We start from the raw sequence: 23,457 nt of genomic DNA on the forward strand, positions 1-23,457 counted from the left end.
CAGATGCGGACGACGATCGCGGCCCGCGCCCGGGAACCGCGCGAGGACGCCATCAGCTTCCTGTTGGCGCAGTCGGTCGACGGCCGGCCGCTCACCGAGGACGAGGTCTTCTCGATGGTCGACCTGCTGGTCGCCGGTGGCACGGTCACCACCTCGAACCTGGTCAGCCAGGCGCTCATCTGGCTCTACCAGCACCAGGACGAGCGCCGGCGGCTCATGGAGCAGCCCGAGCTCGTCGACCGCGCGATCGAGGAGTTCCTGCGCTGTTTCGCACCCAGCCAGGCCCTGGCCCGCACGGTCGTCCAGGACGTCGAGTTCTTCGGCTGCTCGCTGAAGAAGGGCGACCGGGCGCTGCTCGTATGGGCATCGGCCAACCGTGACGAGGCCGGCGGCTTCGAGCACCCCGACGAGCTCGACATCGAGCGGTGGCCGAACCGGCACACGTCGTTCGGGATCGGCGTCCACCGGTGCGCCGGGTCCCACCTCGGGCGCGCGATGGGCAAGCGGCTGCTGACCGAGGTGCTCACCCGGATGCCGGACTACGAGATCGACCTCGAGGGGTTGGTCCCCTACGAGTCGCAGGGCGCCAATTTCGGCTACGCGCGGGTGCCGGCGCGGTTCGCGCCGGGCCCACGGGTGCTCCCGCCGGACGCCGCCTCACCGTCGGACGTCCCGTCGGCGGCCGGCTGAGGTGCTGAGCTTCGCGACGATGGCGACGGTCGCCCTGGAACGGGACGGCTCGGCCACCGTGCAGCACCCGCTGGACCGCGTGCTCGCGGCTGCCGCGGACGCCGGGTTCCGTGGGGTCGCCCTGGACTGGTTCACGCTGCGGGCCGCCGAACGCGCCGGCTCGGATGCGTCCGCCGTCGCCGACCGCGTCCGGGCACTCGGGCTCGTCGTCACCGATCTGTCCGCGCTGGGGCTGGGCGCGGACGCCAGTACCGACGAGCGCGTGTCGGCGTCCATGGCGCGTCGGTGTGCTGCCCTGGGCATCCCGCTGTGCGCGCTGGTGCTCGGGGTGCCGCCCTCGCCCGCGGTGGACGACCGGATCGCCCGCGTCGGCGACGTCTTCGCCGCGAGCGGGGTGCGGCTGGCCCTGGAGTTCGTGCCGTACAGCGCGGTGCGCACCCTGGCCGAGGCGCGGGCGGTGTGCGGGCGGATCGGGCACGAGCGCTGCGGCGTGCTGGTCGACACCTGGCACCTCGCACGCAGCGGCGGAACACCCGCCGACCTGGCCGACCTCGCGCCGTCCGAGATCGCCTGCGTGCAGCTCGCCGATGCGGCCCCCGAGGCGGCCGACGACCCCGCCGACGAGAGCCGCAGGTCGCGGCGGCTGCCGGGCGACGGCGTCGTCGACTTCGGCGCCGTCGCCGCCGAGCTGACGAAGGCCGGGTACGACGGACCGCTCGGCACCGAGGTGCTCGACCGCCGCCTCGCCGCTCAGCTTCCCGAAGCGGTGGCCGAGGCCTGCTTCCGCGCCGCCAGCACCTACTTCCCCGCTTGAGCAGTGCCGAAATGGCGGTTCCGGCACCTCCCGTCCGGTGCCGAAACCGCCATTTCGGCACGGTCAGATCGGGACGGCCGGAACGGCGGACGGCGGGATCGCCGCGATTCCCGGCACCAGCCGGCGGCCGAGGTCGTCGAGGTAGGAGACGAACCAGTCGGGGTCCATGCCCGGCCAGCCGGCGCGCAGGATCGGCGGATCGACGGGCAGGGTCGCGGCGATCTGCTCGATCTCGGCGAGGACTTCGTCGGGCGACCCGGCGAGCACGTGCGCACCGACGACCTCGGCGAAGTCGCGGGCCACCTCGTCGGGGCGCCACACCTCGTGGCCGTTGCGCGCGTAGTGCAGGTACCGCGCGGCCGACGCCTGCCGGAACTGCTCCAGGGCGTCCTGGCGATCGGCGCCGAGGAACACGTTGCGCCGCAGCGGCTGCGCCGACGGGACGAGGCCGCGGGCTGCCTGCTCCGTGGCGAACACGTCGAGCAGTGGTCCGACGTCGGCCAGGTCCACGGCCGGCGGGATGATCCACTTGTCGGCCACCCGGCCGGCGCGCCGCACCGCGACGGGCGCGTGGGCGCCGACCCACACGGGCGGATGCGGGGTCTGCCACGACCGGATGTGCGGTTCGGCGTCCGTCAGCTGCCAGAACCGGCCCGAGAAGGTGACCGTGGGCTGCGTCCAGACCGCCTTCATCAGCTCGAGGCCCTCCTCGAACCGCGCCACCCGCTCGCCGAACGGCACGCCGAGGTAGTCGAACTCCTCGGGCCGGTAGCCGAGCCCGATGCCCACGACCAGCCGGCCCTCGGTCATCACGTCGAGGCTGGCGAGCTCCTCGGCCAGCAGCACCGGGTGGTACACCGGCGACATCAGCACGGTGGTGACCAGCCGGACGTGCGGGTCGACCTCGGCGGCCAGGCGGGCGAGCACCGGGACCGGCTGGAGGCAGGTGTAGTCCCCGTAGAGGAAGTGCTGCCCCAGGCACAGGTAGGTGAACCCGTTGCGCTGGGCGGCCTCCACCTGGCGCAGCAGTTCGGTGAACTGGCGCTTCGGCCCCCAGTCCTTGGGCAGGTCGCTCAGCAGGACGCGACGTCCACCGTTGCGTCCCCCGGTCGCTCAGCGGCCCTGCCAGCGCGGCGCGCGCTTCTCCTTGAAGGCGGTGGCGCCCTCCCGGGCGTCCTCGGACGAGCGCACCGGCTCGTTGATCTCCCGCTGGCGGTCGAACCGCTCCGCTGCCGGCCAGTCGGGCGCCTCGACGAGGATCCGCTTGCTGGCCGCGACGGCGAGCGGACCGTTGGCCGCGATCGCCGTGGCCATGGCCAGGGCCTCGTCGAGCGCGCCGCCCTTCGGGGTGAGGCGGTTGACCAGCCCGACCTCGTAGCCGCGCTGCGCCGGGATCAGCTCACCGGTCAGGGACCACTCCATCGCGAGGTGGTACGGCACCCGCTGGGGGAGCCGGAGGAGCCCGCCGCCCGCGGCGACCAGGCCGCGCTTGACCTCCGGCAGGCCGAACTTCGCGTCCTGGGCGGCGACGAGCATGTCGCAGGCCAGCGCGATCTCGAACCCGCCGGCGATGGCGTAGCCCTCCAGTGCCGCGACGATCGGCTTGACCGGCGGCTGCTCGACGATGCCGGCGAAGCCACGTCCGGGGATCGAGGGGCGCTCACCGGCCAGGAACGCCTTGAGGTCCATGCCCGCGCAGAACGTGCCGCCGGCGCCGGTGATCACGCCGGCGACCAGCGAGCGGTCGTCGTCCAGGCGTTCCATCGCCTCGCCGATCGCGACGGCGGTCTCGGTGTTGATCGCGTTGCGGGCCTCGGGCCGGTTGATGGTGACGACCAGGACGCCCTCGACGACGTCGGTGAGGACGCTGTCGCTCACGAGTCCTCCTCGCTGGCGCTCGTCGGCCGCGTTCGCGGCGCTGCTGTGCTCGTGCGTGAGGTCGCGCGCTCGCTCACGGCCGCGGCCCCATCCGGACCGCGCCGTCGAGCCGGATGGTCTCGCCGTTGAGGTAGGAGTTGTCGAGGATGTGCAGCGCGGTGGCGGCGAACTCCTCGGGCCGGCCCAGCCGGGCGGGGTTCGGGACCTGGCTGGCCAGGCCCGCCTTCACCTCGTCGCCGTGCCGGTCCAGGATCGGGGTGTCGAAGATGCCGGGGGCGATCGAGCAGACCCGGATCAGCTGCCGGGAGAGATCGCGCGCGGCGACCAGCGTCAGGCCGACCACGCCGGCCTTGGCCGACGCGTAGGGGAGCTGACCGATCTGGCCCTCGAACGCGGCGACCGAGGCGGTGAGCACGCACGCGCCGCGCTCGCCGTCGATCGGCTCGTTGGCGGCCATGCGGGCGGCGGCCAGCCGCAGCACGTTGAACGAGCCGACGAGGTTGATGTCGACGATCTCGCGATAGAGGTCGTAGTCGCCCGGGGAGCCGTCCTTGTTGACCACCCGGACGGTGCCGCCGCGGCCGGCGCAGTGGACGAGCCCACGCAGCGGCGCCCGGTCGGTCGCGACGTCCAGGGCGCGGTCGACGGCCTCGGCGTCCCGCACGTCGGCGGGGGAGAAGCTGGCTAGCTCCCCGAGCTTGGCCGCCACCTCCTCGCCGGCGGAGGCGGGCAGGTCGATGATCGTGACGGCGACCCCGCGCTCGATCAGGGCGGTGGCCGTGGCCAGCCCGAGGCCGGAGGCACCTCCGGTGACGACGGCGGAGCTGTCGGTCAGGTCCACGTGGGTTCCTTCCAGGTAGAGAGGGCCGGTCGGCTCTGTGGTCGGCTCAGCCGAGCCGCTCGACGATGGTGGCGTTGGCCATGCCGCCGGCCTCGCACATCGTCAGCAGCCCGTAGCGGCCGCCGGTCTGCTCGAGGTGGTTGAGCAGGGTGGTCATCAGCCGGGCACCGGAGGCGCCCAGCGGGTGGCCGAGGGCGATCGCGCCGCCCCGCGGGTTGAGCTTCGCGTCGTCGACCCCGAACTCGGCCTGCCAGGCCAGCGGCACGGACGCGAACGCCTCGTTGACCTCGACCGCGTCGATCTGGTCGATGGTCATCCCGGCCCTCGCCAGAGCCTTCGCGGTGGCCGGGATGGGACCGGTGAGCATGAGCACCGGGTCGTCGCCGACGACGGACGACGCGACGATGCGGGCCCGCGGGCGCAGGCCGAGGGCGGCGGCGCGCTCCGCGCTCATGACCAGCAGCGCGCCGGCGCCATCGGTGATCTGCGAGGAGTTGCCGGCGGTGACCTTCCAGTCGATCGACGGGAACCGCTCGTGCATCTCGTCGGTGCCGAACGCGGCCTTGAGCGTGCCGAGCTTCTCGACGGTGGTGCCGGGGCGGATCGACTCGTCGACGGAGACGACCGTTCCCTCGGGCGTGGTGACCGGCACGATCTCGTCGTCGAAGCCGCCGGCGGCGGCGGTGGCCGCGGCACGCTCGTGCGAGCGCACGGAGTACTCGTCGAGCTGGGCCCGGGTCAGTCCCCACTTGTCGGCGACCAGCTCGGCCGAGACGCCCTGTGGCACGAGGTCGGGGAAGCGGCTGCGGACGCCGGGGCCGTGCGGGTCGGCGCCCATGCGCGCGGAGCCCATCGGCACCCGGCTCATCGACTCGATGCCCGCCGCGATCACGATGTCGTTGGCTCCGGCCACGATGCTCTGCGCGGCGAACTCCAGGGCCTGCTGGCCCGAGCCGCACTTGCGCTCGATGGTCACCGACGGCACGTGCACGGGGTAGCCGGCGGCGAGCCAGGCCTGCCGGCCCGGGGTCGCCGAGTGCTCGCCGGCCTGGCCGACGCAGCCGACCATCACGTCGTCGACGGTGCCCGGATCGATACCGGTGCGCTCGACGAGCTCCCGGATGACGGCCGACAGCAGGTCGACGGCATGCACGGTGGAGAGCGCGCCGCCCTGCTTGCCGCGACCCATCGGGGAACGGACCGCGTCGACGATGACGGCCTCGGGCATGGCTTCCTCCTGGCTAATCACTGATCATCAATAACGTAGCTCGCCGACCCTTGGGGCGGAAGGGTCGGTCGTGTAAAGATGCTCACCAATATCATGTTTCGCGCCACACACCAGGAGGAGCGGTCATGGGCAAGCTCGGCGTGGACGATCTCGAGAACCTCAAGGGCACCCATCTCGACAAGGCCGATCAGGGGGAACTGCTCACCGCGCAGACGGAGTGCACGTTCATCTTCTCGGACGCCGAGGGCCATCCCTGCGGCGTCGTGATGAGCTTCTTCGAGGAGGACGGCGTCTTCTGGCTCACCGCCGTGGAGGGCCGCCACCAGGTGAAGGGCCTCGACCGCGACCCGCGCTGCTCCATCGTCGTCTCGAGTGCCGGCAGCGGTCTCCCCGGGCGTCGGATGCTGTCGATCCGGGGCGAGGGCACCGTCCACCGCGACGACGAGACCAAGCAGTGGTTCCTCGACCAGTTCACCACCCGCCTCCAGCCGACGGACCCGGTCTCCTGGCGCAAGCTGCTCGACAGCCCCAAGCGCGTGGTCTTCGAGGTGCAGGTCACCTCGGTCCTCGCCAGCCACGACCAGCGCAAGATCGCCGGCAACGGCCGGGGCATGGCCGGCTGACCGTGGCATCCCACCTGATGGTCGTCCTCAGCAACGTCAAGCCGGGCCAGGAGGAGGTGTTCAACCGCTGGTACGGCGTCCACATGCTGGAGACGATCAACAAGCTGCAGGGCTTCGCCTCGGGTCAGCGCTTCGAACAGGCGCAGCTGCCCGAGGCGCCCGCGATGCCCTACCGCTACCTGGCCGTGTACGAGGTCGACGGCGAGACGCCCGAGGACCTCCAGCGGGCCTACGACCAGTTCCGGTGGCAGCGGCAGGAGCGCGCCGAGGCGCTGGCCGCCGGGCGCGACCCGGTGGTGTCGGTCTCCGACACGCTCGATCCCGACCACTTCCTCGTCGGCTTCTTCTCCGCACTCACCGACAAGGTGCCGTCCGACAACGTCGGGGCGCAGGCATGAGCGGTCGGCTGGAGGGCCGGGTCGCCGCAGTCGTGGGCGGCGGCTCCGGCATGGGGCGGGCCACTGCCCGGCGTCTCGCGGTCGAGGGTGCGCACGTCTACGTCGCCGACCTCTCGGAGGACGCGGCAGGGACGGTGGCGAAGGAGATCGGCGAGGACGGCGGTTCCGCCGTCCCCTGGCAGCTGGACGCGACGGACAACGACGCCCTGCGTGCCTTCTTCGACGGGATCGACCGCGAGCACGGGCGGCTGCACGTGCTGCACGACCAGGTGGGCATGCCGGGGGCCGGCGGCATCGACGTCTCCGAGGCGGACTTTCAGCGCGCGATCGACGTCAACGTGAAGAGCGCCTTCTACGTGACCACGCTCGGATTCGAGCTGGTGAGGAAGGCCGACCGCAAAGGCTCGATCACGATGACGGCGTCCACGGCCGCGCTCATCGGCTCGCCGTTCTCCCCGCTGTACTCCCTGACCAAGGGCGCGCTCACCGCCTACGCGCGAGCACTGGCCCTGGTCGGCGGACCGGACGGTGTGCGGGTCAATGTCATCTGCCCCGGCCCGGTCGACACCCCCATGCTGCCGACCTTCTTCGGCCGCGACCCCGGTGCCGACATGGCCGACCTCATGAGCGGCTTCATCGGGCTGGTCCCGCTGGGCCGCCCCGCGACGCCGGAGGAGATTGCCGGCGTCGTCGCGTTCCTCGCCAGTGACGACGCCGGTTTCGTGACCGGCGTGACCATCCCGATCGACGGAGGACTGACCGCCAGATGACCGACACCGCGACCCTCGCCGCCCGCAGCGCCGAGCTCTACTACACCTACGCCCGCGCCGTGGACGAGGCCGACCTGGACACGTTGCGGTCGATCGTCACCGACGACGTCCTCATCACCCGCGGCGACAACCCGACCGAGCAGGGCGTCGAGAAGTTCCTCGACGTCTACCGCGCGCACAACGCGCTGAACGTGCCGGTGTGCAAGCACGTCGTCACCAACGTGCTCGCCGAGCCGGACGGCGAGGAGATCAGGACGCACGCCTACTTCCAGGCGACGTTCCTCGAGACCGAGAAGACCCGCGTGATCATCGGCGTCTACGACGACGTGCACGTCGAGCGCGACGGGAAGCTCAAGCTGGCGCACAAGAAGATCCGCGTGCAGCGGGTGCTCGAGCTCCCCGCGTCCGCTGCCCTCTACGCCCACGTCGGCACGGAGTAACAGCAGCCGAAACCGCCATCTCGGCACCGCCTGGGGCGTGCCGAAATGGCGGTTCTGGCTAGGTCACCGGGCCGCGAGTGCGATCCGGACCTTCTCGACGACGGCGTCGAGGTTGCGGAGGTCGGCGGCGCTGATGCGGATGACGATCCAGCCGGCCGCGCGCAGCCGGTTCGCACGCTCGTCGTCGCGGACGATCTGGCCGTCCTCGAAGTGGTAGGCGCCCTCGTACTCGAGGGCGACCTTCGCCTCCGGCCACGCGAAGTCGAACCGCGACACGATGCCGTCGACGCGCACCTCGTACTGCGGCTGTGGCGTCAGACCGGCGAGCACCAGCGCAACGCGGACCCACGACTCGGCCGGGGACTCGGCCCTCGGGTCGACGAGCTCGACCGCCCTCCGCACCCGAGCCGCGCCGAACAGGCCGGCGCGCTCGTGGGTCATGCGTCGCAGGTCGGGCACCCCGATCGCCTCGGCGCGCACCATCCCGTCCATGGCGGCGACCGCGGTGGGGAGCCGCTCGAGCGCCGCGACATCCCACGCCGTCCTGAGCGGGGTGGTCATCGGCAGGCCGTCGACCACCGTCCGGTCACCGGGGCGCAGGACCGTCTGGTGGACGCGGACGCCCCGCGGGCCGCGCCACGTCACCTCTTCTCCGCGCAGGACCGTGACCGGGTCCGTGGGGCCGGCGAACGGTGCGCCCCACCAGGCAGCGGCCGAGTGGCCGCCGATGACGGCGCCCTCGGGCAGCAGGAGCGCGACGCCCTGGCACTTCAGCTGGTGGTCGAACGGCAGACCGGGATCGGCGTAGACGCCCTGGACGAGCCGCCGGAAACCGCGTCGTCGCAACTGGCCGCGGGTCAGGTAGCCCTCGGCGACCGCATGGCTGCCGACGAACACACCGGGGAGCAACTGCCTGGTCGCGGACACGCGGACACCATGGCCGATCCCGCGCCGGAGCCCTCCCGTTGTCCACAGGTGCCGAAACCGCCATTCGGGCACCGGAGGAGGGAGGCCGGAATGGCGGTTTCGGCACTAGCGGGGCTGGGACCAGGTGGGGAGGGTCTCGGGGTAGTCCCCCTCGGCGACGGGGGTGCCCGGGACGCGCAGTCGCCGGCGGTCGGCGAAGCTGGTCGCCATCTCGTCGAACGGCACGTTGTACATGAACCGGATCGTGCGGGACGCGAAGACCCACCGATCGTCCAGTCGCACGTACTCGTCGTCGTAGCGGTAGGCGGCGAGCAGCAGCCGGTCGCCGAGCGCCAGTTCGCCGTGGCCGTTGACCACGCCGGTCGCCGTCCCGGCGTCGACGTCAACGACGGCGACGTGGGACTCGGGGGTGTGCAGTGTCGTGACGTAGCGGTCCATCATCGAGCCGTAGAAGGTCCGCAACTCCTCGTGCCCGCGGACCGTGGTGCCGAGCCGGGTGAAGGTCCCGTCCGGCGCGAAGCAGGCGACGACGGTGTCGAGGTCGTGATCGTCGACGGCCATCGAGTACAGGACGCTGAGGTTCACCAGCGCGGCCCTGTCGGCGAGCTCCCGGACCTGTCGATAGGCCTCGTCCGGGGTGCGGGCGAGCGTCGTGGTGGTGGCGGCGGACAGCAGCATGGGGCTATCTCCAGGCGTTCGTCGAGGCTATTAGGCGCATGATTGTCAGAGACTACTTCTCGATGTTACGGTCGCCACACCCCAGCGACGCGGCCTGATCTGCGGGCTCGCGAGACCGAAGTGGAGCGCCCGTGACGGCCGTCAGCGAAGCCCCGACCGAAGCCGTTCAGCGGCGCTCCGAGCCCGCCGGCGTGGTCGTCACCGGCGCGGCCCAGGGCCTCGGCAAGGCGATCGCCCGGCGGTTCGCCGAGGACGGCGGGCACGTCGTCGGTCTCGATCTGTCCGACGCCGTGACCGACGTCGTCCGTGAGTTCGGCGACGGTCACGACGCCGTCGTCGGCGACGCCACCGACCCCGCGCTCCTGCGCCGCGCCTGCGAGCGGGCCGCCGAGCTCGGCGGGGGACTGCGCACGGTGGTCCTCAACGCCGGCGTCATCGCGCCGGGGGAGACCGTCGGCTACCCCCTCGAGGACTGGGACCGGGTGCTGGGCGTCAACCTGCGCGGCGCCTTCATCGGCGCCCAGGTCGCCCGCCCGTTCCTCACCCAGGGCGGCAGCATGGTGCTGATCTCCTCCATCACCGCGACCCGCGGGTTCGGTGCCCGGGCCGCCTACTGCGCCTCCAAGGCCGGCGTCGACGGGCTGGTGCGGTCCTTCGCCATGGAGTGGGGCCCCGACGGCATCCGCGTCAACGGGGTGGCCCCCGGCACGATCGAGACCGAGATGCAGAAGGCGATGGTCGCCAGCGGCCGCGTCTCGGTCAAGCGCTACGTCGACCGGATCCCCATGAACCGCATCGGACGCCCGGAGGAGATCGCCGACGCGGTCGCCTACCTGGCTTCCGAGCGAGCGAGCTACGTCAGCGGCGTCATCCTCGCCGTCGACGGCGGCTGGGCCAGCGCCGGCCTGCCGGCGCAGGCCTGAACCCCCCGACGAGAAGAGAGGCCCCCGAGTCATGGTCCAGATGGGTGTACTGCTCAGCGACATCCCGAAGTCGATCACCCCCGCTCAGCAGTTCAAGGACATCCTGCGGATCGTCGAGGCCGTCCAGGCCAACGGCTTCAACCACATCGCGATCGGCCAGCACTTCCTGTACGGCGACCTGCGCTGGCTGCAGCCGGTGCCCCTGCTGGCGAGGCTGGCGGCCGAGTGCGACCCGGGCACCAAGCTGGTCACCAACATCATGATCGCCCCGCTGTACCACCCGGTCATCCTGGCCGAGGAGATCGCCACCCTCGACGTCGTCACCGAGGGCCGGTTCGTCTTCGGCGCGGGCCTCGGCTACCGGGCGGACGAGTTCGGCTACCTCGGCATCCCGTTCAAGGAGCGGGCCGGCCGGTTCAACGAGTCCCTGGAGCTCATGAAGAAGCTCTGGACCCAGGAGACGGTCAACCACCAGGGCAAGTACTGGCAGCTCGAGGACGTCCACCCGCACATCTTCCCGGTGCAGGACCCGCACCCGCCGATCTGGATCGGCGCCCACGCGATCCCCGGTGTGGAGCGCGCCGCCAAGTACGGCGACGGCTTCGTCTGCCCGCCGGAGACCCCGAAGCACGAGGTCGCCCAGCGCTACAAGATCGTGCAGGAAGGCTTCGCCGCGCGGGGCAAGGAGTTCGGCCCGCAGCCGCTGCGCCGCAACATCATGATCGCCGACACCCGCGAGGAGGCGATCATCGAGTACGCCCGCGTGGCCAAGGGCCGGTACCTCACCTACGCGAACAAGGGCCTGGACGTCTTCACCCCCGAGCAGTTGGAGAAGGAGTTCGCGGAGGCGGTCTCCGGGCACGCCGTCATCGGCACTCCGGACGACGTCGTCGCCCAGCTCGTCGACCTCGTGACCACGCTCCCGGTCGACCCGCTGATGGTGCGCCCGCAGTGGCCCACCATGGACGTCGACGAGACCATCGCGACCATCGAGCGCATGGGCCGGGAGATCGTGCCGGCGCTGAAGGACATCGAGCCGATCAAGCACATCCCCGAGGAGTCCCTGGCGGTACCGGCATGAGCGACCGCACCCGCTACTACACCGACCTGGTCCCGACCTTCCCCGACCCGGAGTCGTGGACCTTCGCCCACGTGCTGCGGCACTGGGCCGGCCAACGGCCGGACTCCCTGGTCCTCGACTGCCCGGAGGAGCAGTTCACGCTGACCTACGCCCAGGCGCTGGCCGGTGCCGAGGTCGTGGGCAGCGCCTTCTACGCCGACGGGGCCGCCCAGGGCGATCGCGTCGTCCTGATGGCGGCCAACTCCTCCCGGTTCGTCCGCACCTGGTTCGGCGCGGCGCTGGGCGGTCTGGTCGAGGTGCCGATCAACACCAACTACGAGGGCGAGTTCCTGCGCCACCAGCTCGACATCGCCCAGGCCCGCTTCGCCGTCATCGACGACGCCTTCGCCGAGCGGTGGGTGGCGATCGCCGACCAGGCCCGGATGGTCGAGAAGTTCTGGGTCATCGACACCGGCCAGGGCATCCGCGACAAGGCGCTGGCGCTGCTGCGGGAGAACGGCTGGGCCGCCGACCCGTGGGAGGCCCTCGAGCAGGCGGAACGGACGACGCTGCCGGTCCCGCGGCCGCAGGACCTGGGCGCGATCTTCTACACCTCCGGCACGACCGGGCCCTCCAAGGGCGTGGCCATGCCGTTCGGCCAGCTGTACTTCTTCGCCCAGATCGTCGTCTCGCTCACCAGGCTCACCCCGGACGACGTTTACCTGACGACGACGCCGCTGTTCCACGGCAACGCCCAGTTCATGGCCGCCTACCCGGCGATCGTGGCCGGCGGCCGCGCGGTGATCCGGCCGAAGTTCAGCGCCAGCCGCTGGATCGACCACGTCCGCGACTCCGGCGTCACGGTGACCAACTTCGTCGGCGTGATGATGGACTTCGCCTGGAAGCAGCCCCCGCGCGAGAACGACCGCGACAACGTGCTGCGCTGCGTCTACGCCGCCCCCACGGCGAGCACCTACGTCGAGCAGTTCAAGGAGCGCTACGGCATCGAGGCGTTCGTCGACGCGTTCGGCCTCACCGAGACCTGCGCGCCGATCATGTCTCCGTACGGCGAGCCGCGGCCCCCGGGTGCGGCGGGGCTGCAGAACAAGGAGTGGTTCGACATCCGCTTGGTCGACCCGGAGACCGACCGCGAGGTCGCTGTCGGCGAGGTCGGCGAGCTCGTCGTCCGCCCGGTCCACCCGTGGACCGCCAGCAACGGCTACTACAACATGCCGGAGAAGACCGTCGAGACGTGGCGCAACCTGTGGTTCCACACCGGTGACGCGCTCCGCCGCGACGAGGACGGCTGGTACTACTTCATCGACCGCTACAAGGACGCCCTCCGGCGCCGCGGCGAGAACATCAGCTCCTACGAGGTCGAGCAGGCGATCCTCGGCCACCCCGCCGTCGTCGAGTGCGCCGTCATCGGCGTCCCGGCCGACCAGGAGGCCGGCGAGGACGAGGTGCTCGCCGTCGTGGTCGCCTCCGAGCCCGTCGAGGCCGGCGAGATCCTCGCCTGGTGCGAGGGCCGTATCCCCGCCTTCGCCATCCCTCGCTACCTGCGCGTCACCGCGGCCCTGCCCAAGACGCCGTCCGAGAAGGTCCGCAAGGCCGCCCTGCGCGAGGACGGCATCACCCCTGACACCTACGACCGCACCGCAGCCGGCTGAGCCCGAACGGAGAACCACGATGACCACGACGCCGTACCAGCGCCACCCGATGCAGGACTGGGTCCCCGAGACCCGCACCCTGCTCATCGGCGGCCGGCCCACCGAGCCCGAGGGCGAGACCTGGGACGTGGTGAACCCGGCCACCGAGGAGGTCATCGCCACCGTGGGCGGTGCGTCCGCCGCCCAGGTGGACGACGCGGTGGCCGCCGCCCGGCACGCCTTCCCGGCGTGGGCCGCACTGTCCGGCGAGGAGCGCGCGCGGCACATCCACCGGTTCGCCGACGTCCTCGAGGCCGCCGCCGACCGGCTGCTGCCCTCCATCGTCAACGAGGTGGGCACTCCGGTGGCCCTCGCGGAGTACCTGCAGGTCAAGATGGCCGTGCAGGACCACCTGCGCTGGGCCGCGGAGGCCGCCAAGGTCGACCGCACCATCCACCTCGGCGGGTTCGACAAGCCGCACCCGACCCAGAGCGACGTCGTCCACGACCCGGTCGGCGTGGTCGCCGCGATCACCGGCTACAACTACCCGCTCAACCTGGCGATCTTCAAGTTCGGTGCGGCGCTGGCCGCCGGTTGCACGGTCGTCCTGCTGCCCTCGCCGCGCACGCCGCTCACCACGCTGCTGCTCGGCGACCTGATCCAGGAGGCGGGCCTGCCGCCGGGCGTCATGAACGTCATCATCGGCGGGATCGACGTCGGGCAGCAGCTGTCCTCGCACCCCGGCGTCGACCGGGTGTCGTTCACCGGCTCGGACGGCGTCGGCGCGCGGATCATGGCCCAGGCCGCGCAGAACCTCACCGGCGTCACCCTCGAGCTCGGCGGCAAGTCGCCGAGCCTGGTCATGCCGGACGTCGACGTGCACAAGATCGCCGTCGAGATGCACCTGCGGTGGTCGCGCAACGGCGGTCAGGGCTGCGCCGCGCTCGCCCGGCTGCTGGTGCACGAGGACAAGTACGAGGAGTTCCTCGCCGCGGGCGCGTCGGCCTTCGACCAGATGGTCGTCGGTGACCCCTGGGACCCGGCCACCAACATCGGCCCCATGATCCGGCCCGACCACCGCGAGCGGGTGCTCGGCTTCATCGACGACTCGGTCTCGATCGGCGGCAAGAAGCTGCTCGAGGTCACCAAGCCGCTGCCGGAGAAGGGCTACTTCGTCAACCCGGTGCTGCTGGGCGACCTCCCGCACGACGCCCGCGCCGTGCAGCAGGAGATCTTCGGCCCGGTCGCGGTGATCCTGCCGTTCAAGGACACCGACCACGCGATCCGCCTGGCCAACGACACCGCCTACGGCCTGGCCGCCAACGTGTGGTGCAACGACCCCACGGAGGCCCGCCGCATCGCGATGCAGCTCCGGGCGGGCACGGTCTGGATCAACGGTGGTGGCGCGATGCGTCCCGACGCTCCCTTCGGCGGCTACGGCCGGTCCGGGATCGGCCGCGAGCTGGGTGAGTGGGGCGTGCGCGAGTACCTCGAGGTCAAGCACATCCAGTGGAGGGTCTGATGACCGCACCGGCTGCCAAGGCCGGCCCGCTGGCGGGCGTCCGCGTGCTCGAGCTCGGCTCGATGTACGCGGCGCCGACCTGCGGCCGGATGCTGCGGGACTTCGGCGCCGACGTGATCAAGGTGGAGGACCCGACGTCCGGGGACTACGCCCGTCAGTGGACCCCGATGAAGAACGGTCAGTCCTTCGGCTTCGCGCGGCTCAACTCGGGCAAGCGCTCGGTCGCCATCGACCTGCGCAGCGACGGCGGCCGGGACCTGGTCCGCCGGCTCGCCGCACAGGCGGACGTCGTCATCGAGAACTTCCGCCCGGGCCGGATGGACGCATGGGGCCTCGGCTACCAGACCCTTGCTGCCGACAACCCCGGCATCGTGGTGACCAGCGTGTCCGGCTTCGGGCAGACCGGTCCGTACAAGGAGAAGCCCGGCTTCGGCACGGTCGCCGAGACCGGCAGCGGCTTCGCCTACATCAACGGCTGGCCCGAGACGCCGCCGACGTCGCCGCCCTTCGGGTTCGCCGACTCGATCTCCGGCATCTCGGCGGCGATGGGGACGGCGATGGCGCTGTTCCGGCGGGAGCGGACCGGCCAGGGCGACCACGTGGACGTCTCGCTGTACGAGCCGCTCATGTTCATCGTCGGGGACATGATCATGAACTACACCGGCACCGGGTTCGTCCAGGGCCGGGTGGGCAACGGCACCGGGTCGGCCTCACCGCGCGGCGTCTACCAGGCCGCCGACGGCAAGTGGCTCTCGATCGCCGCGTCCAACCAGGGCATCGCCAAGCGGCTCTTCGCCGCCATGGGCCGGCCGGAGCTCATCGAGGACCCGCGCTACGCCACCAACGAGGTGCGGATGCAGCACAACGACGAGCTGCAGGAGATGGTCGTGGCCTGGGTCGCCGAGCGCCCGCGCGACGAGATCCTCAAGGTCCTCGACGAGTACGAGGTCGTCTGCTCGCAGGTCAACGACGCCAGCGACATCGTCGAGGACCCCCACTTCCAGGAGCGCACGCTCGTCGAGCTGACCGGCAGCGAGGCGCTGGGCCGGGTGCTGATGCCCGGGCCGGTCCTGCACTTCGCGGGGGAGGCCGCCCCGGTGTACGACGGCGTTCCCTCGATCGGCGAGCACACCGACGAGGTGCTGACCGAGCTGCTGGCGCTGTCCAGCGGGGAGATCAGCGCGCTGGCCGAGGCGGGCACGGTGCGGTCGGGCAAGGTCGCCGTCCCGGAGCTCTGACCGACGACCGACATGGCGGTTTCGGCACCTCTCCGGAGGTGCCGAAACCGCCATTTCGGCATCTAGGGCTGGCCGCCGTCGACGGTCAGGATCGAGCCGGTCGTGTAGCTGGAGGCGTCGCTGGCCAGGTAGAGGGCCGCGCCGACGATCTCCTCGGGCTCTCCGCCCCGCTTGGCCGCGAAGTTCTCCGCGCGCTTGGCGAAGGCCTCCATGTCCCACGCCTTGCTCACGTCGGTGAGGAACGTGCCGGCCATGATCGCGTTCACCCGGACCGAGGGCCCGAAGGTGTGCGCGAAGCCGACGGTCAGCGCATTGAGCCCGGCCTTGGCGGCGGCGTAGGGCAGGATCGCCGGGCGCGGCCGGGCCGCCCCCATGCTCGAGATGTTGATGATCGAGCCGCCGTTCCCCGCCGCCATCCGTGTACCGACGAGGGCCGTCAGCCGGAACGGCCCCTTGAGGTTGACGCCCAGCACCTTGTCGAACAGCTCCTCGGAGACCTCGGTGATGTCGCCGTAGAGCGGGGACATGCCGGCGTTGTTCACCAGGACGTCGATCGAGCCGAGCTCGTCGTAGACGCGGTCGACCAGGCCGTCGAGCTCCGACCAGCGCCCGACGTGGGCGCCGATGCCGAGCGCCCGCCGTCCCGTGGTCTCGGTGACCTCGGCCGCGAAGGCCTCGCACGCGGCGCCGTCCCGGCTGGCGATGACGACGTCGGCGCCCGCGGCGGCGAAGCCGAGCGTCATGGCGCGGCCGAGGCCGCGGCTGCCGCCGGTGACCAAAGCGACCCGGCCGCTGAGGTCGAACGAGGGGGAGGTGGCGGTCATATCGTCTCCTGGTCGGGGGATGGCGGGATGCTACTTGACGACCCCATATCCATCAGTATGGTGATCATAGTTATCACCCACTAGCCGCGGCCTGGTTCTCTCCGCCCGCGTCGTCTTCTTTGGGGGCACCCATGACGTTCTTCGAGCTGACCCCCGAGCAGGAGGAGCTCCGCCAGTTGGCCGCGAAGGTGGCCCGCGAGGTCTACGCACCCAGGGCGGCGCAGTGGGACGCCGACCGGACCACGCTGCCCGAGGACGAGGTCAAGCGTCTGGCCGACCTCGGTTTCCTCGGCCTCGCGCTCCCCGAGGAGTACGGCGGCCAGGGCGGCACCCTGCTCGACGCGATGATCGTGATCGAGGAGCTGGCGAAGGAGTGCCGCCCGGCCGCGTTCCAGGTCTTCGAGTCCAACACGGGCCCCATCCGCGTCCTCGAGTACTTCGGCACCGAGGCACAGAAGCGCGAGTACATCCCGCGCTCGACGTCCGGTGAGATCACGATGGGTGTCGCGATCTCCGAGCCGGACGCCGGGTCGGCGGCCACCGACATGAAGACGAAGGCCCGCCGGGACGGCGACGAGTACGTCATCAACGGCAGCAAGCGCTGGATCACCGGCGGAGGCCACGCCAGCCACTACCTGCTCTACTGCCGCCTCACCGACGAACCGGGCGCGAAGGGCATCGGCGGGATCATCGTCCCCAAGGAGACGCCCGGCCTGTCCTTCGGGGCCCGCGAGAAGCTGATGGGCTTCCGCGGCATCCCGAGCGCGGACCTCTACTTCGACGACGCCCGCGTGCCCGCCGAGAACCTGGTGGTCGAGGCGGGCGGCTTCAAGAAGCTGTTCGGCGTCTTCTCCATCGAGCGGATGGGCAACTCGACCATGAGCCTGGCGATCGGCCAGGCGTCGCTGGACCGCGCCAAGGCCTACGTCGAGACCCGCGAGCAGTTCGGCCGGCCGCTGATCGAGTTCCAGAACACCCAGATGGTCATCGCCGACATGGCGATGCAGGTGGAGGCGGCGCGGCTGCTGCTCTACCGCGCGGCCTACAACGCCGGTCGGGAGCTGCCGGTGCCCTACGAGGTGTCGCTGGCCAAGTGCTTCGCCAACGAGATGGGCAAGCGGGTCTCGGACCTGGCGATGCAGCTGCACGGCGGCAACGGCTACACCGAGGAGTACGGCATCGAGCGCCTGCACCGCGACGCGCACGGCTGGGCCATCGCAGGTGGTACGCCCGCCATCCAGCGCGTGCGCATCGCCTCGGAGCTCTTCGGCCGTCAGTTCAACCAGCGGCCCGAGCGGGTGTCGAAGTGAGTGAGCCGGGCCTGTTCGAGCTGCCGCAGAAGTACCTCGACCTGCAGTCCGAGGCCCGCCAGCTGGCGGCCGACTGCGCCGACATCGCCGAGCGGGCCGACGAGGCGGACCACTTCGACCCGGACGCCGTCGACCGGCTGCGCCGGTCCGGCCTGACCAACGTCGTCGTCGACGCCGCGTACGGCGGCCGGTTCGAGAGGGTCGACTCCCTCGCGGTCACGGTCGTCCGCGAGGCGCTCGCGTTCGAGAGCGCCCACCTGGACTCGATCTTCGCGATGCAGGGCATCGGCAGCTTCCCGGTCTCGACCGGCGGCTCGGAGGCGGTCCGCGCGGAGTGGCTGCCCAAGGTGGCCTCGCTGGAGGCCATCGGGGCGCTCTGCCTCACCGAGCCCGGTGTGGGCTCCGACCTGCGCGCCGTGACGACGTCCGTGGTCGAGAAGGACGGCGAACTCGTCGTCAACGGTCACAAGTCGTTCATCACCAACGCCGGTGACGCGACCTTCTACAGCGTCCTGGTGCGCGAGGACGACCAGCACTCACTGGTGTTCGTGCCGGCCGACACCCCGGGCGTCTCGATCAGCCACCCGCACCAGATCATCGCCCCGCACGTGCTGGGCGACGTCGTCTTCGACGACGTGCGGGTGCCGCTGGACCACCGGCTCGGGGCGCCGGGCAAGGGCTTCAAGCTGATGCTGTCCACGCTGGCCACCTTCCGGGTGTCGGTCGCGGGGGCAGCCGTCGGTGTCGCCCAGGCGGCGCTCGAGGAGGCGATCGCCCACGCGACGGCCCGCCACCAGTTCGGCAAGCCGCTGGCCGAGCTCGGTCCGGTGCCGTCGAAGCTCGCCGAGAGCTGGATCGACATCGAGATGGCGCGGGCGATGACCTACCGGGCCGCCGCGGCCGCGGCGCGCGACCCGCTCTCCGGGCTGCACCTCTCGTCGATGGCGAAGGTGGGGGCCACGGAGGCCGCCGCCCGGGTCGTCGACCGCTGCGTGCAGGTGATGGGCCGGTTCGGGCTGGTGCGCGGCTCGAAGATCGAGCGGCTGTACCGCGAGGCCCGTCCGATGCGCATCTACGAGGGGTCGACCGAGGTCATCCTCGACTCGCTGGCCCGGAAGCTGGTGAAGGACGTGGCGTCGGGCGTGGTCGCGGGGGGCAAGCGATGATCGTCGACGCGCACATGCACGTCTGGCCCGACCACATCGCCGACGCGATGCAGAGCCAGCGCCCGTCCGGGATGCCGCTGCGGTTCGACGGCAAGCTCTCCGGCCTGCTGCGCACCATGGACGAGTCCGGGATCGACAAGGGGCTCGCTCTGGGCGTGGGCATCAAGGCGTCGGTGGTCGCCCGGACCAACGAGTTCATCGGCACGGTGCCGCGCGACCGCCTCGTCCCGATGGGCACCGTGCACCCCGACCTCCCTGTCGAGGAGAACATCAAGTACCTCAAGGACAACGGGATCGTCGGCGTCAAGCTGCACCCGCTGTTCCAGGCGCTGTCACTGTCCGACCCGCGGGTCCGCGACATCGCCGCGGCGCTGGCCGAGGAGGGAATGCCGGTCATCAGCCACGTCGGCTCCGGCGGCGACGAGGAGGCCAACGAGCGGGGCAACCCGGCGGCCCTGCGCACGCTGGCCGACGACATCCCCGACCTGACGCTGATCGCCTGCCACTACGGGGGCTACCACCGCCTCGACGACGCCGAGGAACACGTCGTCGGCTCGCGGGTGACGCTCGAGACGTCGTGGCCGCCCACCCTGGCCGACCTCGACAAGGAGCGGCTGGTCGCCATCATCCGCCGCCACGGTGCCGATCGCGTGGTCTTCGGCTCCGACTGGCCGATGGCCGACCCGGCGGCGGAGATCGCCGCGATCCGGGAGCTGGGCCTCACGAAGGACGAAGAGGACGGCGTCCTCGGCGGCAACCTCGCACGCCTGCTCGGCATCGCCTGAGCGAAGCACAACGACGGGAGACGGTATGACGGACAAGGTGGTCCGGCTCGGCGCGGGCATGGCGTTCTGGGGTGACCGGGTGCAGCCCGCGGCCGACATGGTGGAGCGCGCGGACATCGACTACCTGTGCTGCGACCACCTGGCCGAGCTCACGATGTCGATCCTGGCCAAGCAGCGGGCCAAGAACCCCGACGCCGGCTACACCCGCGACCTGATCGACCTGCTGCGCGGCGTGCTGCCGGCGGCCGTCCGCAAGGGCGTGAAGGTCATCAGCAACGCCGGCGGTGCCAACCCGCGCGCGGCGGGGGAGCGGGTCCTGGAGCTGGCCAAGGAACTGGGACTGTCCGGCCTGCGCGTCGCCGTCGTCACCGGCGACGACATCGAGGCCGACATCGACCGCCTGATGGCCGACGGCGTCAGCTTCACCAACCTGGACACGGGGGCGGAGCTGGTCACCGTGCGCGAGCGGCTCACCCACGCCGCGGTCTACACCGGCTGCGAGGGCATCGTCGAGGCGCTGCGGCTGGGCGCCGACGTCGTCATCTGCGGGCGGGTCACCGACATCGCGCTCTACCTGGGCCCGCTGATCCACGAGTTCGGCTGGGCGACCGACGACTGGCAGCGCCTCGGCATGGCCACGGTCGTCGCGCACGCCATCGAGTGCGGCGGCCAGGCGACCGGCGGGCTGTACGCCGCCGACTGGGAGGGCGTCGACGGGCTCGAGGACCTCGGGTACCCGATCGCCGAGGTGCGCGAGGACGGCACCGCGATCCTCACCAAGACGCCGGGCACCGGCGGGCGGGTGGACATCGGCACCGTCAGCGAGCAGCTGGTCTACGAGATCCTCGACCCCGGCAACTACCTCACCGCGGACGTCACCGCCGACTTCACCCAGGTGCGGCTGGAGGAGATCGGGCCCGACCGCGTGCTCATCACCGGCGGCACCGGCAAGCCCCGGCCGGAGACCCTGAAGGTCAACATGGGCTACCGCGCCGGCTTCGTCGGCGAGATCACCTTCACCTACAGCTGGCCCGACGCCTGGGCCAAGTCCCAGCGCGGCATCGAGTTCCTCAGGCGCCGGCTCGCGGCCGCTGACTTCCGGTACAGCGACGAGATCGTCGAGTACCTCGGGCACACCTCGATGTTCCAGGACCGCGTCCCGCCGCCGACCGATCCCGACCTCCCCGAGGTGGTCGTGCGGTACGCCGCCCGCTGCCCCGACGCCGAGCAGGCGCGCAAGGTCTTCACCGAGAGCGTCCCGCTGTACAACAACGGCCCGGCCGGCGTCGCCGGGGTCGGGACCCGGCCCCCGCTCAAGGAGCTCTACGCGATCTGGTCCTCCCTCATCCCGCGGGAGCACGTCGTCCAGTCCGTCGAACTGCTGGAGGTCTGAGCCGTGCGAGTGGTCGATCTCGCCCACGGGCGCTCCGGCGACAAGGGCGACATCTGCAACGTCGGGATCGTGGCCTACGACGACACCGGCTACCGGATCCTGCTGCGCGAGGTCACCGCCGAGCGGGTCGCCGAGCACTACGGCAGCCTCGTGAAGGGCACGGTCAGCCGGTACGAGCTGCCGGGCATCCGGGCGCTGAACTTCGTGCTCACCGGCGCCCTGGACGGCGGCGGCACCATGTCGCTGCGCTCGGACCACCTGGGCAAGGTGATGTACGCCTGGCTGCTGCGGATGGACATCGACGGTGACTGAACCGGTCCTCGCCAGCCGGCGCGGCCCCCTCGCCGTCCTCACCCTGAACCGGCCCGACGAGCGCAATCCGCTCGACCGGGAGATGTCCGCCGCGCTGCTCGCGGCGATGGCCGACGCGATGGCCGACCCCGACGTCCGTGCCGTCGCGATCGCCGCGGAGGGCCCCGCGTTCTGCGCCGGCGGCGACCTGCGGCAGATGAAGGAGCTCGGCGAGATGCCCGCCGAGCAGGCCTACGCCTGGCCCGAGGACATCGTGGCGCTGCACAAGGCCGCGCTCGACGCACCCAAGCCGATGATCGCGCTCGTCGACGGGCCCGCGTACGCCGGTGGGATGGGACTGGCCGGCATGTGCGACGTCCTGCTGGCCACCGAACGGGCCCGCTTCGCCATGCCCGAGGTCCGCATGGGCCTGTTCCCGATGATCATCGTGGCGCACCTGGCGCGGGCGGTGCCCCGCAAGCTGCTGCTGGACCTGATGCTCACCGGGCGCCCGATCGACGCCGCCGAGGCCTACCGCGCGGGCTTCGTGAACCGCGTCTGCGACGGCACCGGCGAGCTGTGGAAGGCCGCCGACGAGTACGCCGGCTGGTTCGCCGCGACCAGCCCGCTGGCCGCCCGGCTGGGCCGCCGCGCGTTCACCCTGCTCGCCGACCTCCCGGCCGGGCAGGCGCTGGACGCCGCCCAGTTCCTGAACCTCACCTTCTTCCTCGGCAGCGACCTGGCCGAGGGAGCGACCGCCTTCCTCGAGAAGCGGCCGCCCGCCTGGGTGCAACCGGAGGAGAACCCTGATGCCTGAGGCCTTCGTCGTCGGAGCCGTGCGGTCGCCGGTCGGCCGGCGCAACGGATCGCTGTCGACCATCCACCCGGCCGACCTCGGCGCCCACGTGCTGCGCGCCCTCGTCGACCGGACGGGCGTGGACCCCGGCGAGATCGACGACGTCCTCTGGGGCTGCGTCGGCCAGATGGGGCCGCAGGCGTCCAACATCGGCCGGACGACGGTGCTCTCCGCCGGGTTCCCGGAGAAGGTGCCCGCCGTGACCATCGACCGGCAGTGCGGGTCGTCGCAGCAGGCGCTGCACTTCGCCGCGCAGGCGGTGATGGCCGGCGTCCAGGACCTGGTCGTGGCCGGCGGGGTCGAGGTGATGAGCCAGGTCCCGATCGGCTCGCCCACGACCGTCGGCCTCGAGCACGGCATGGCGCACCCGCGCGGCGGGAAGGGGTGGGCCGAGCGGTACGGCGACCAGGAGATCTCCCAGTTCCGTGGCGCGGAGCTGATCGCCGAGCGGTGGGACCTCAGTCGAGAGGACATGGAGCGGTACGCGGTGGAGAGCCACGCCCGGGCATTGCGGGCGACCGCCGACGGGCTGTTCGACGAGGAGATCGCCCCGGTGGAGGGGGTTGCCCACGACGAGGGACCCCGCCCCGGGACGACGCCGGAGAAGCTGGCCTCGCTCGCGGCGCTGCGGCCGGACGGCCGGCTCACCGCCGCGCTGGCCAGCCAGATCTCCGACGGCGCCGCGGCGCTGCTGGTCGCGTCCGGGGACGCCGTGCGCCGGCTCGGGCTTACCCCGATGGCCCGGGTGCACACGATGGTGGTCGTGGGCTCGGACCCGGTGTTCATGCTGACCGGGCCGATCCCCGCGACCGAGGCCCTCGTCGAGAGGTCCGGCATCAAGGTGGGCGACATCGGGGCGTTCGAGGTGAACGAGGCCTTCGCCAGCGTGCCGCTGGCCTGGCTCGCCGAGACCGGTGCCGACCCGGAGCGCACCAATCCGCAGGGCGGGGCCATCGCCCTCGGTCACCCGCTGGGCGGCACCGGGGCGCGGCTGTCGACGACGCTGCTGCACCGCATGCGCCGCGACGGGCTGCGCTACGGGTTGCAGACGATGTGCGAGGGCGGCGGGATGGCGAACGCCACGCTCTTCGAACTGGCGTGACCGAGCTTGCGAGGTCACGCGGGAACACGGCAGCCCTGATCACGGCCGCGA

At 71.6% G+C, this 23,457-nt stretch carries 25 protein-coding genes; 18 read left to right on the plus strand and 7 right to left on the minus strand.

Features of this window, described 5'->3' with window-relative positions; all coding sequences use genetic code 11:
* Together E4P40_RS16510 and E4P40_RS16515 are read left to right on the plus strand one after the other, a co-directional pair.
* On the plus strand, positions 1-690 hold a 690-nt coding region (locus E4P40_RS16510; RefSeq protein WP_135159585.1), incomplete at its 5' end, for a cytochrome P450.
* Positions 691-709: 19 nt separating this feature from the next.
* Entirely contained in the window at positions 710-1,504 is a 795-nt protein-coding gene (locus E4P40_RS16515; RefSeq protein ID WP_135159586.1) for a sugar phosphate isomerase/epimerase family protein, read from the plus strand.
* 63 nt (positions 1,505-1,567) lie between these two features.
* Here the strand turns inward: E4P40_RS16515 and E4P40_RS16520 are convergent, their stop codons facing one another.
* The 4 genes from E4P40_RS16520 to E4P40_RS16535 all read right to left on the minus strand — a co-directional run bounded on the left by E4P40_RS16520 (position 1,568) and on the right by E4P40_RS16535 (position 5,451).
* Positions 1,568-2,584 (minus strand): LLM class flavin-dependent oxidoreductase, encoded by a 1,017-nt coding sequence (locus E4P40_RS16520; RefSeq protein ID WP_135159587.1) that lies wholly within the window; start codon positions 2,582-2,584, stop codon positions 1,568-1,570.
* Between the two features lie 33 nt (positions 2,585-2,617).
* Positions 2,618-3,382 (minus strand): crotonase/enoyl-CoA hydratase family protein, encoded by a 765-nt coding sequence (locus E4P40_RS16525; protein ID WP_135159588.1) that lies wholly within the window; start codon positions 3,380-3,382, stop codon positions 2,618-2,620.
* Between the two features lie 73 nt (positions 3,383-3,455).
* A complete protein-coding gene (locus tag E4P40_RS16530) occupies positions 3,456-4,223 on the minus strand; it encodes an SDR family NAD(P)-dependent oxidoreductase (protein ID WP_135159589.1) in 768 nt (255 codons plus the stop codon).
* A 46-nt stretch (positions 4,224-4,269) separates the two neighbouring features.
* On the minus strand, positions 4,270-5,451 hold the full coding sequence (locus tag E4P40_RS16535) for a thiolase family protein (protein ID WP_135159590.1): 1,182 nt from the start codon (positions 5,449-5,451) through the stop codon (positions 4,270-4,272).
* 125 nt (positions 5,452-5,576) lie between these two features.
* Between E4P40_RS16535 and E4P40_RS16540 the strand changes: the two genes are divergently transcribed.
* Genes E4P40_RS16540 through E4P40_RS16555 form a run of 4 tightly spaced genes read left to right on the plus strand, consistent with a single transcriptional unit; the run spans position 5,577 to position 7,682 of the window.
* Positions 5,577-6,074, plus strand: coding sequence for a pyridoxamine 5'-phosphate oxidase family protein (locus tag E4P40_RS16540; protein WP_135159591.1), 498 nt, complete (start codon positions 5,577-5,579; stop codon positions 6,072-6,074).
* Between the two features lie 2 nt (positions 6,075-6,076).
* Entirely contained in the window at positions 6,077-6,472 is a 396-nt protein-coding gene (locus E4P40_RS16545; RefSeq protein WP_135159592.1) for a hypothetical protein, read from the plus strand.
* On the plus strand, positions 6,469-7,242 hold the full coding sequence (locus E4P40_RS16550) for an SDR family oxidoreductase (RefSeq protein ID WP_135159593.1): 774 nt from the start codon (positions 6,469-6,471) through the stop codon (positions 7,240-7,242). The genes E4P40_RS16545 and E4P40_RS16550 overlap by 4 nt, the downstream gene beginning before the upstream one ends.
* Positions 7,239-7,682, plus strand: coding sequence for a nuclear transport factor 2 family protein (locus tag E4P40_RS16555; RefSeq protein WP_135159594.1), 444 nt, complete (start codon positions 7,239-7,241; stop codon positions 7,680-7,682). The genes E4P40_RS16550 and E4P40_RS16555 overlap by 4 nt, the downstream gene beginning before the upstream one ends.
* A gap of 63 nt (positions 7,683-7,745) precedes the next feature.
* Here the strand turns inward: E4P40_RS16555 and E4P40_RS16560 are convergent, their stop codons facing one another.
* Entirely contained in the window at positions 7,746-8,609 is an 864-nt protein-coding gene (locus E4P40_RS16560; protein WP_135159595.1) for a DUF559 domain-containing protein, read from the minus strand.
* Between the two features lie 105 nt (positions 8,610-8,714).
* Positions 8,715-9,287, minus strand: a complete 573-nt coding sequence (locus tag E4P40_RS16565) for a nuclear transport factor 2 family protein (RefSeq protein ID WP_135159596.1) — start codon at positions 9,285-9,287, stop codon at positions 8,715-8,717.
* Between the two features lie 131 nt (positions 9,288-9,418).
* On the opposite strand from E4P40_RS16565, the gene E4P40_RS16570 reads away from it, so the two are divergent.
* Genes E4P40_RS16570 through E4P40_RS16590 form a run of 5 tightly spaced genes read left to right on the plus strand, consistent with a single transcriptional unit; the run spans position 9,419 to position 15,679 of the window.
* Complete coding sequence (locus E4P40_RS16570; protein WP_135159597.1) at positions 9,419-10,210, plus strand: SDR family NAD(P)-dependent oxidoreductase; 792 nt, start codon at positions 9,419-9,421, stop codon at positions 10,208-10,210.
* A gap of 31 nt (positions 10,211-10,241) precedes the next feature.
* Positions 10,242-11,291, plus strand: a complete 1,050-nt coding sequence (locus E4P40_RS16575) for an LLM class flavin-dependent oxidoreductase (protein ID WP_135159598.1) — start codon at positions 10,242-10,244, stop codon at positions 11,289-11,291.
* Complete coding sequence (locus E4P40_RS16580) at positions 11,288-12,940, plus strand: AMP-binding protein (protein WP_135159599.1); 1,653 nt, start codon at positions 11,288-11,290, stop codon at positions 12,938-12,940. Before E4P40_RS16575 ends, E4P40_RS16580 begins: the two co-directional genes overlap by 4 nt.
* 19 nt (positions 12,941-12,959) lie before the next feature.
* Positions 12,960-14,441, plus strand: coding sequence for an aldehyde dehydrogenase family protein (locus E4P40_RS16585; protein ID WP_135159600.1), 1,482 nt, complete (start codon positions 12,960-12,962; stop codon positions 14,439-14,441).
* Positions 14,441-15,679: a CoA transferase gene (locus E4P40_RS16590; protein ID WP_135159601.1), complete on the plus strand. Its 1,239-nt coding sequence runs from the start codon at positions 14,441-14,443 to the stop codon at positions 15,677-15,679. Before E4P40_RS16585 ends, E4P40_RS16590 begins: the two co-directional genes overlap by 1 nt.
* Before the next feature lie 62 nt (positions 15,680-15,741).
* Here E4P40_RS16590 and E4P40_RS16595 read toward each other — a convergent pair whose 3' ends face one another.
* A complete protein-coding gene (locus E4P40_RS16595; RefSeq protein ID WP_135159602.1) occupies positions 15,742-16,503 on the minus strand; it encodes an SDR family oxidoreductase in 762 nt (253 codons plus the stop codon).
* A 131-nt stretch (positions 16,504-16,634) separates the two neighbouring features.
* Here E4P40_RS16595 and E4P40_RS16600 point away from each other — a divergent pair, with 131 nt between their 5' ends.
* Genes E4P40_RS16600 through E4P40_RS16630 form a run of 7 tightly spaced genes read left to right on the plus strand, consistent with a single transcriptional unit; the run spans position 16,635 to position 23,406 of the window.
* Entirely contained in the window at positions 16,635-17,813 is a 1,179-nt protein-coding gene (locus E4P40_RS16600; RefSeq protein ID WP_135159603.1) for an acyl-CoA dehydrogenase family protein, read from the plus strand.
* The gene (locus E4P40_RS16605; RefSeq protein WP_209305372.1) at positions 17,810-18,979 is read left to right on the plus strand and encodes an acyl-CoA dehydrogenase family protein; all 1,170 of its coding nucleotides are present in this window, start codon (positions 17,810-17,812) and stop codon (positions 18,977-18,979) included. Before E4P40_RS16600 ends, E4P40_RS16605 begins: the two co-directional genes overlap by 4 nt.
* Positions 18,976-19,764, plus strand: a complete 789-nt coding sequence (locus tag E4P40_RS16610) for an amidohydrolase family protein (protein WP_135159604.1) — start codon at positions 18,976-18,978, stop codon at positions 19,762-19,764. Before E4P40_RS16605 ends, E4P40_RS16610 begins: the two co-directional genes overlap by 4 nt.
* 25 nt (positions 19,765-19,789) lie before the next feature.
* A complete protein-coding gene (locus E4P40_RS16615; RefSeq protein ID WP_135159606.1) occupies positions 19,790-21,157 on the plus strand; it encodes an acyclic terpene utilization AtuA family protein in 1,368 nt (455 codons plus the stop codon).
* Positions 21,158-21,160: 3 nt separating this feature from the next.
* Positions 21,161-21,469 (plus strand): hypothetical protein, encoded by a 309-nt coding sequence (locus tag E4P40_RS16620; RefSeq protein ID WP_135159607.1) that lies wholly within the window; start codon positions 21,161-21,163, stop codon positions 21,467-21,469.
* Positions 21,462-22,265 carry an enoyl-CoA hydratase-related protein gene (locus tag E4P40_RS16625; RefSeq protein ID WP_135159609.1) on the plus strand — a complete coding sequence of 268 codons (804 nt, stop codon included), beginning with the start codon at positions 21,462-21,464 and terminating at the stop codon, positions 22,263-22,265. The genes E4P40_RS16620 and E4P40_RS16625 overlap by 8 nt, the downstream gene beginning before the upstream one ends.
* Positions 22,258-23,406, plus strand: coding sequence for an acetyl-CoA C-acetyltransferase (locus E4P40_RS16630; protein WP_135159611.1), 1,149 nt, complete (start codon positions 22,258-22,260; stop codon positions 23,404-23,406). Before E4P40_RS16625 ends, E4P40_RS16630 begins: the two co-directional genes overlap by 8 nt.
* Positions 23,407-23,457: the final 51 nt, after the last annotated feature.

Source organism: Blastococcus sp. CT_GayMR20 (assembly GCF_004570345.1).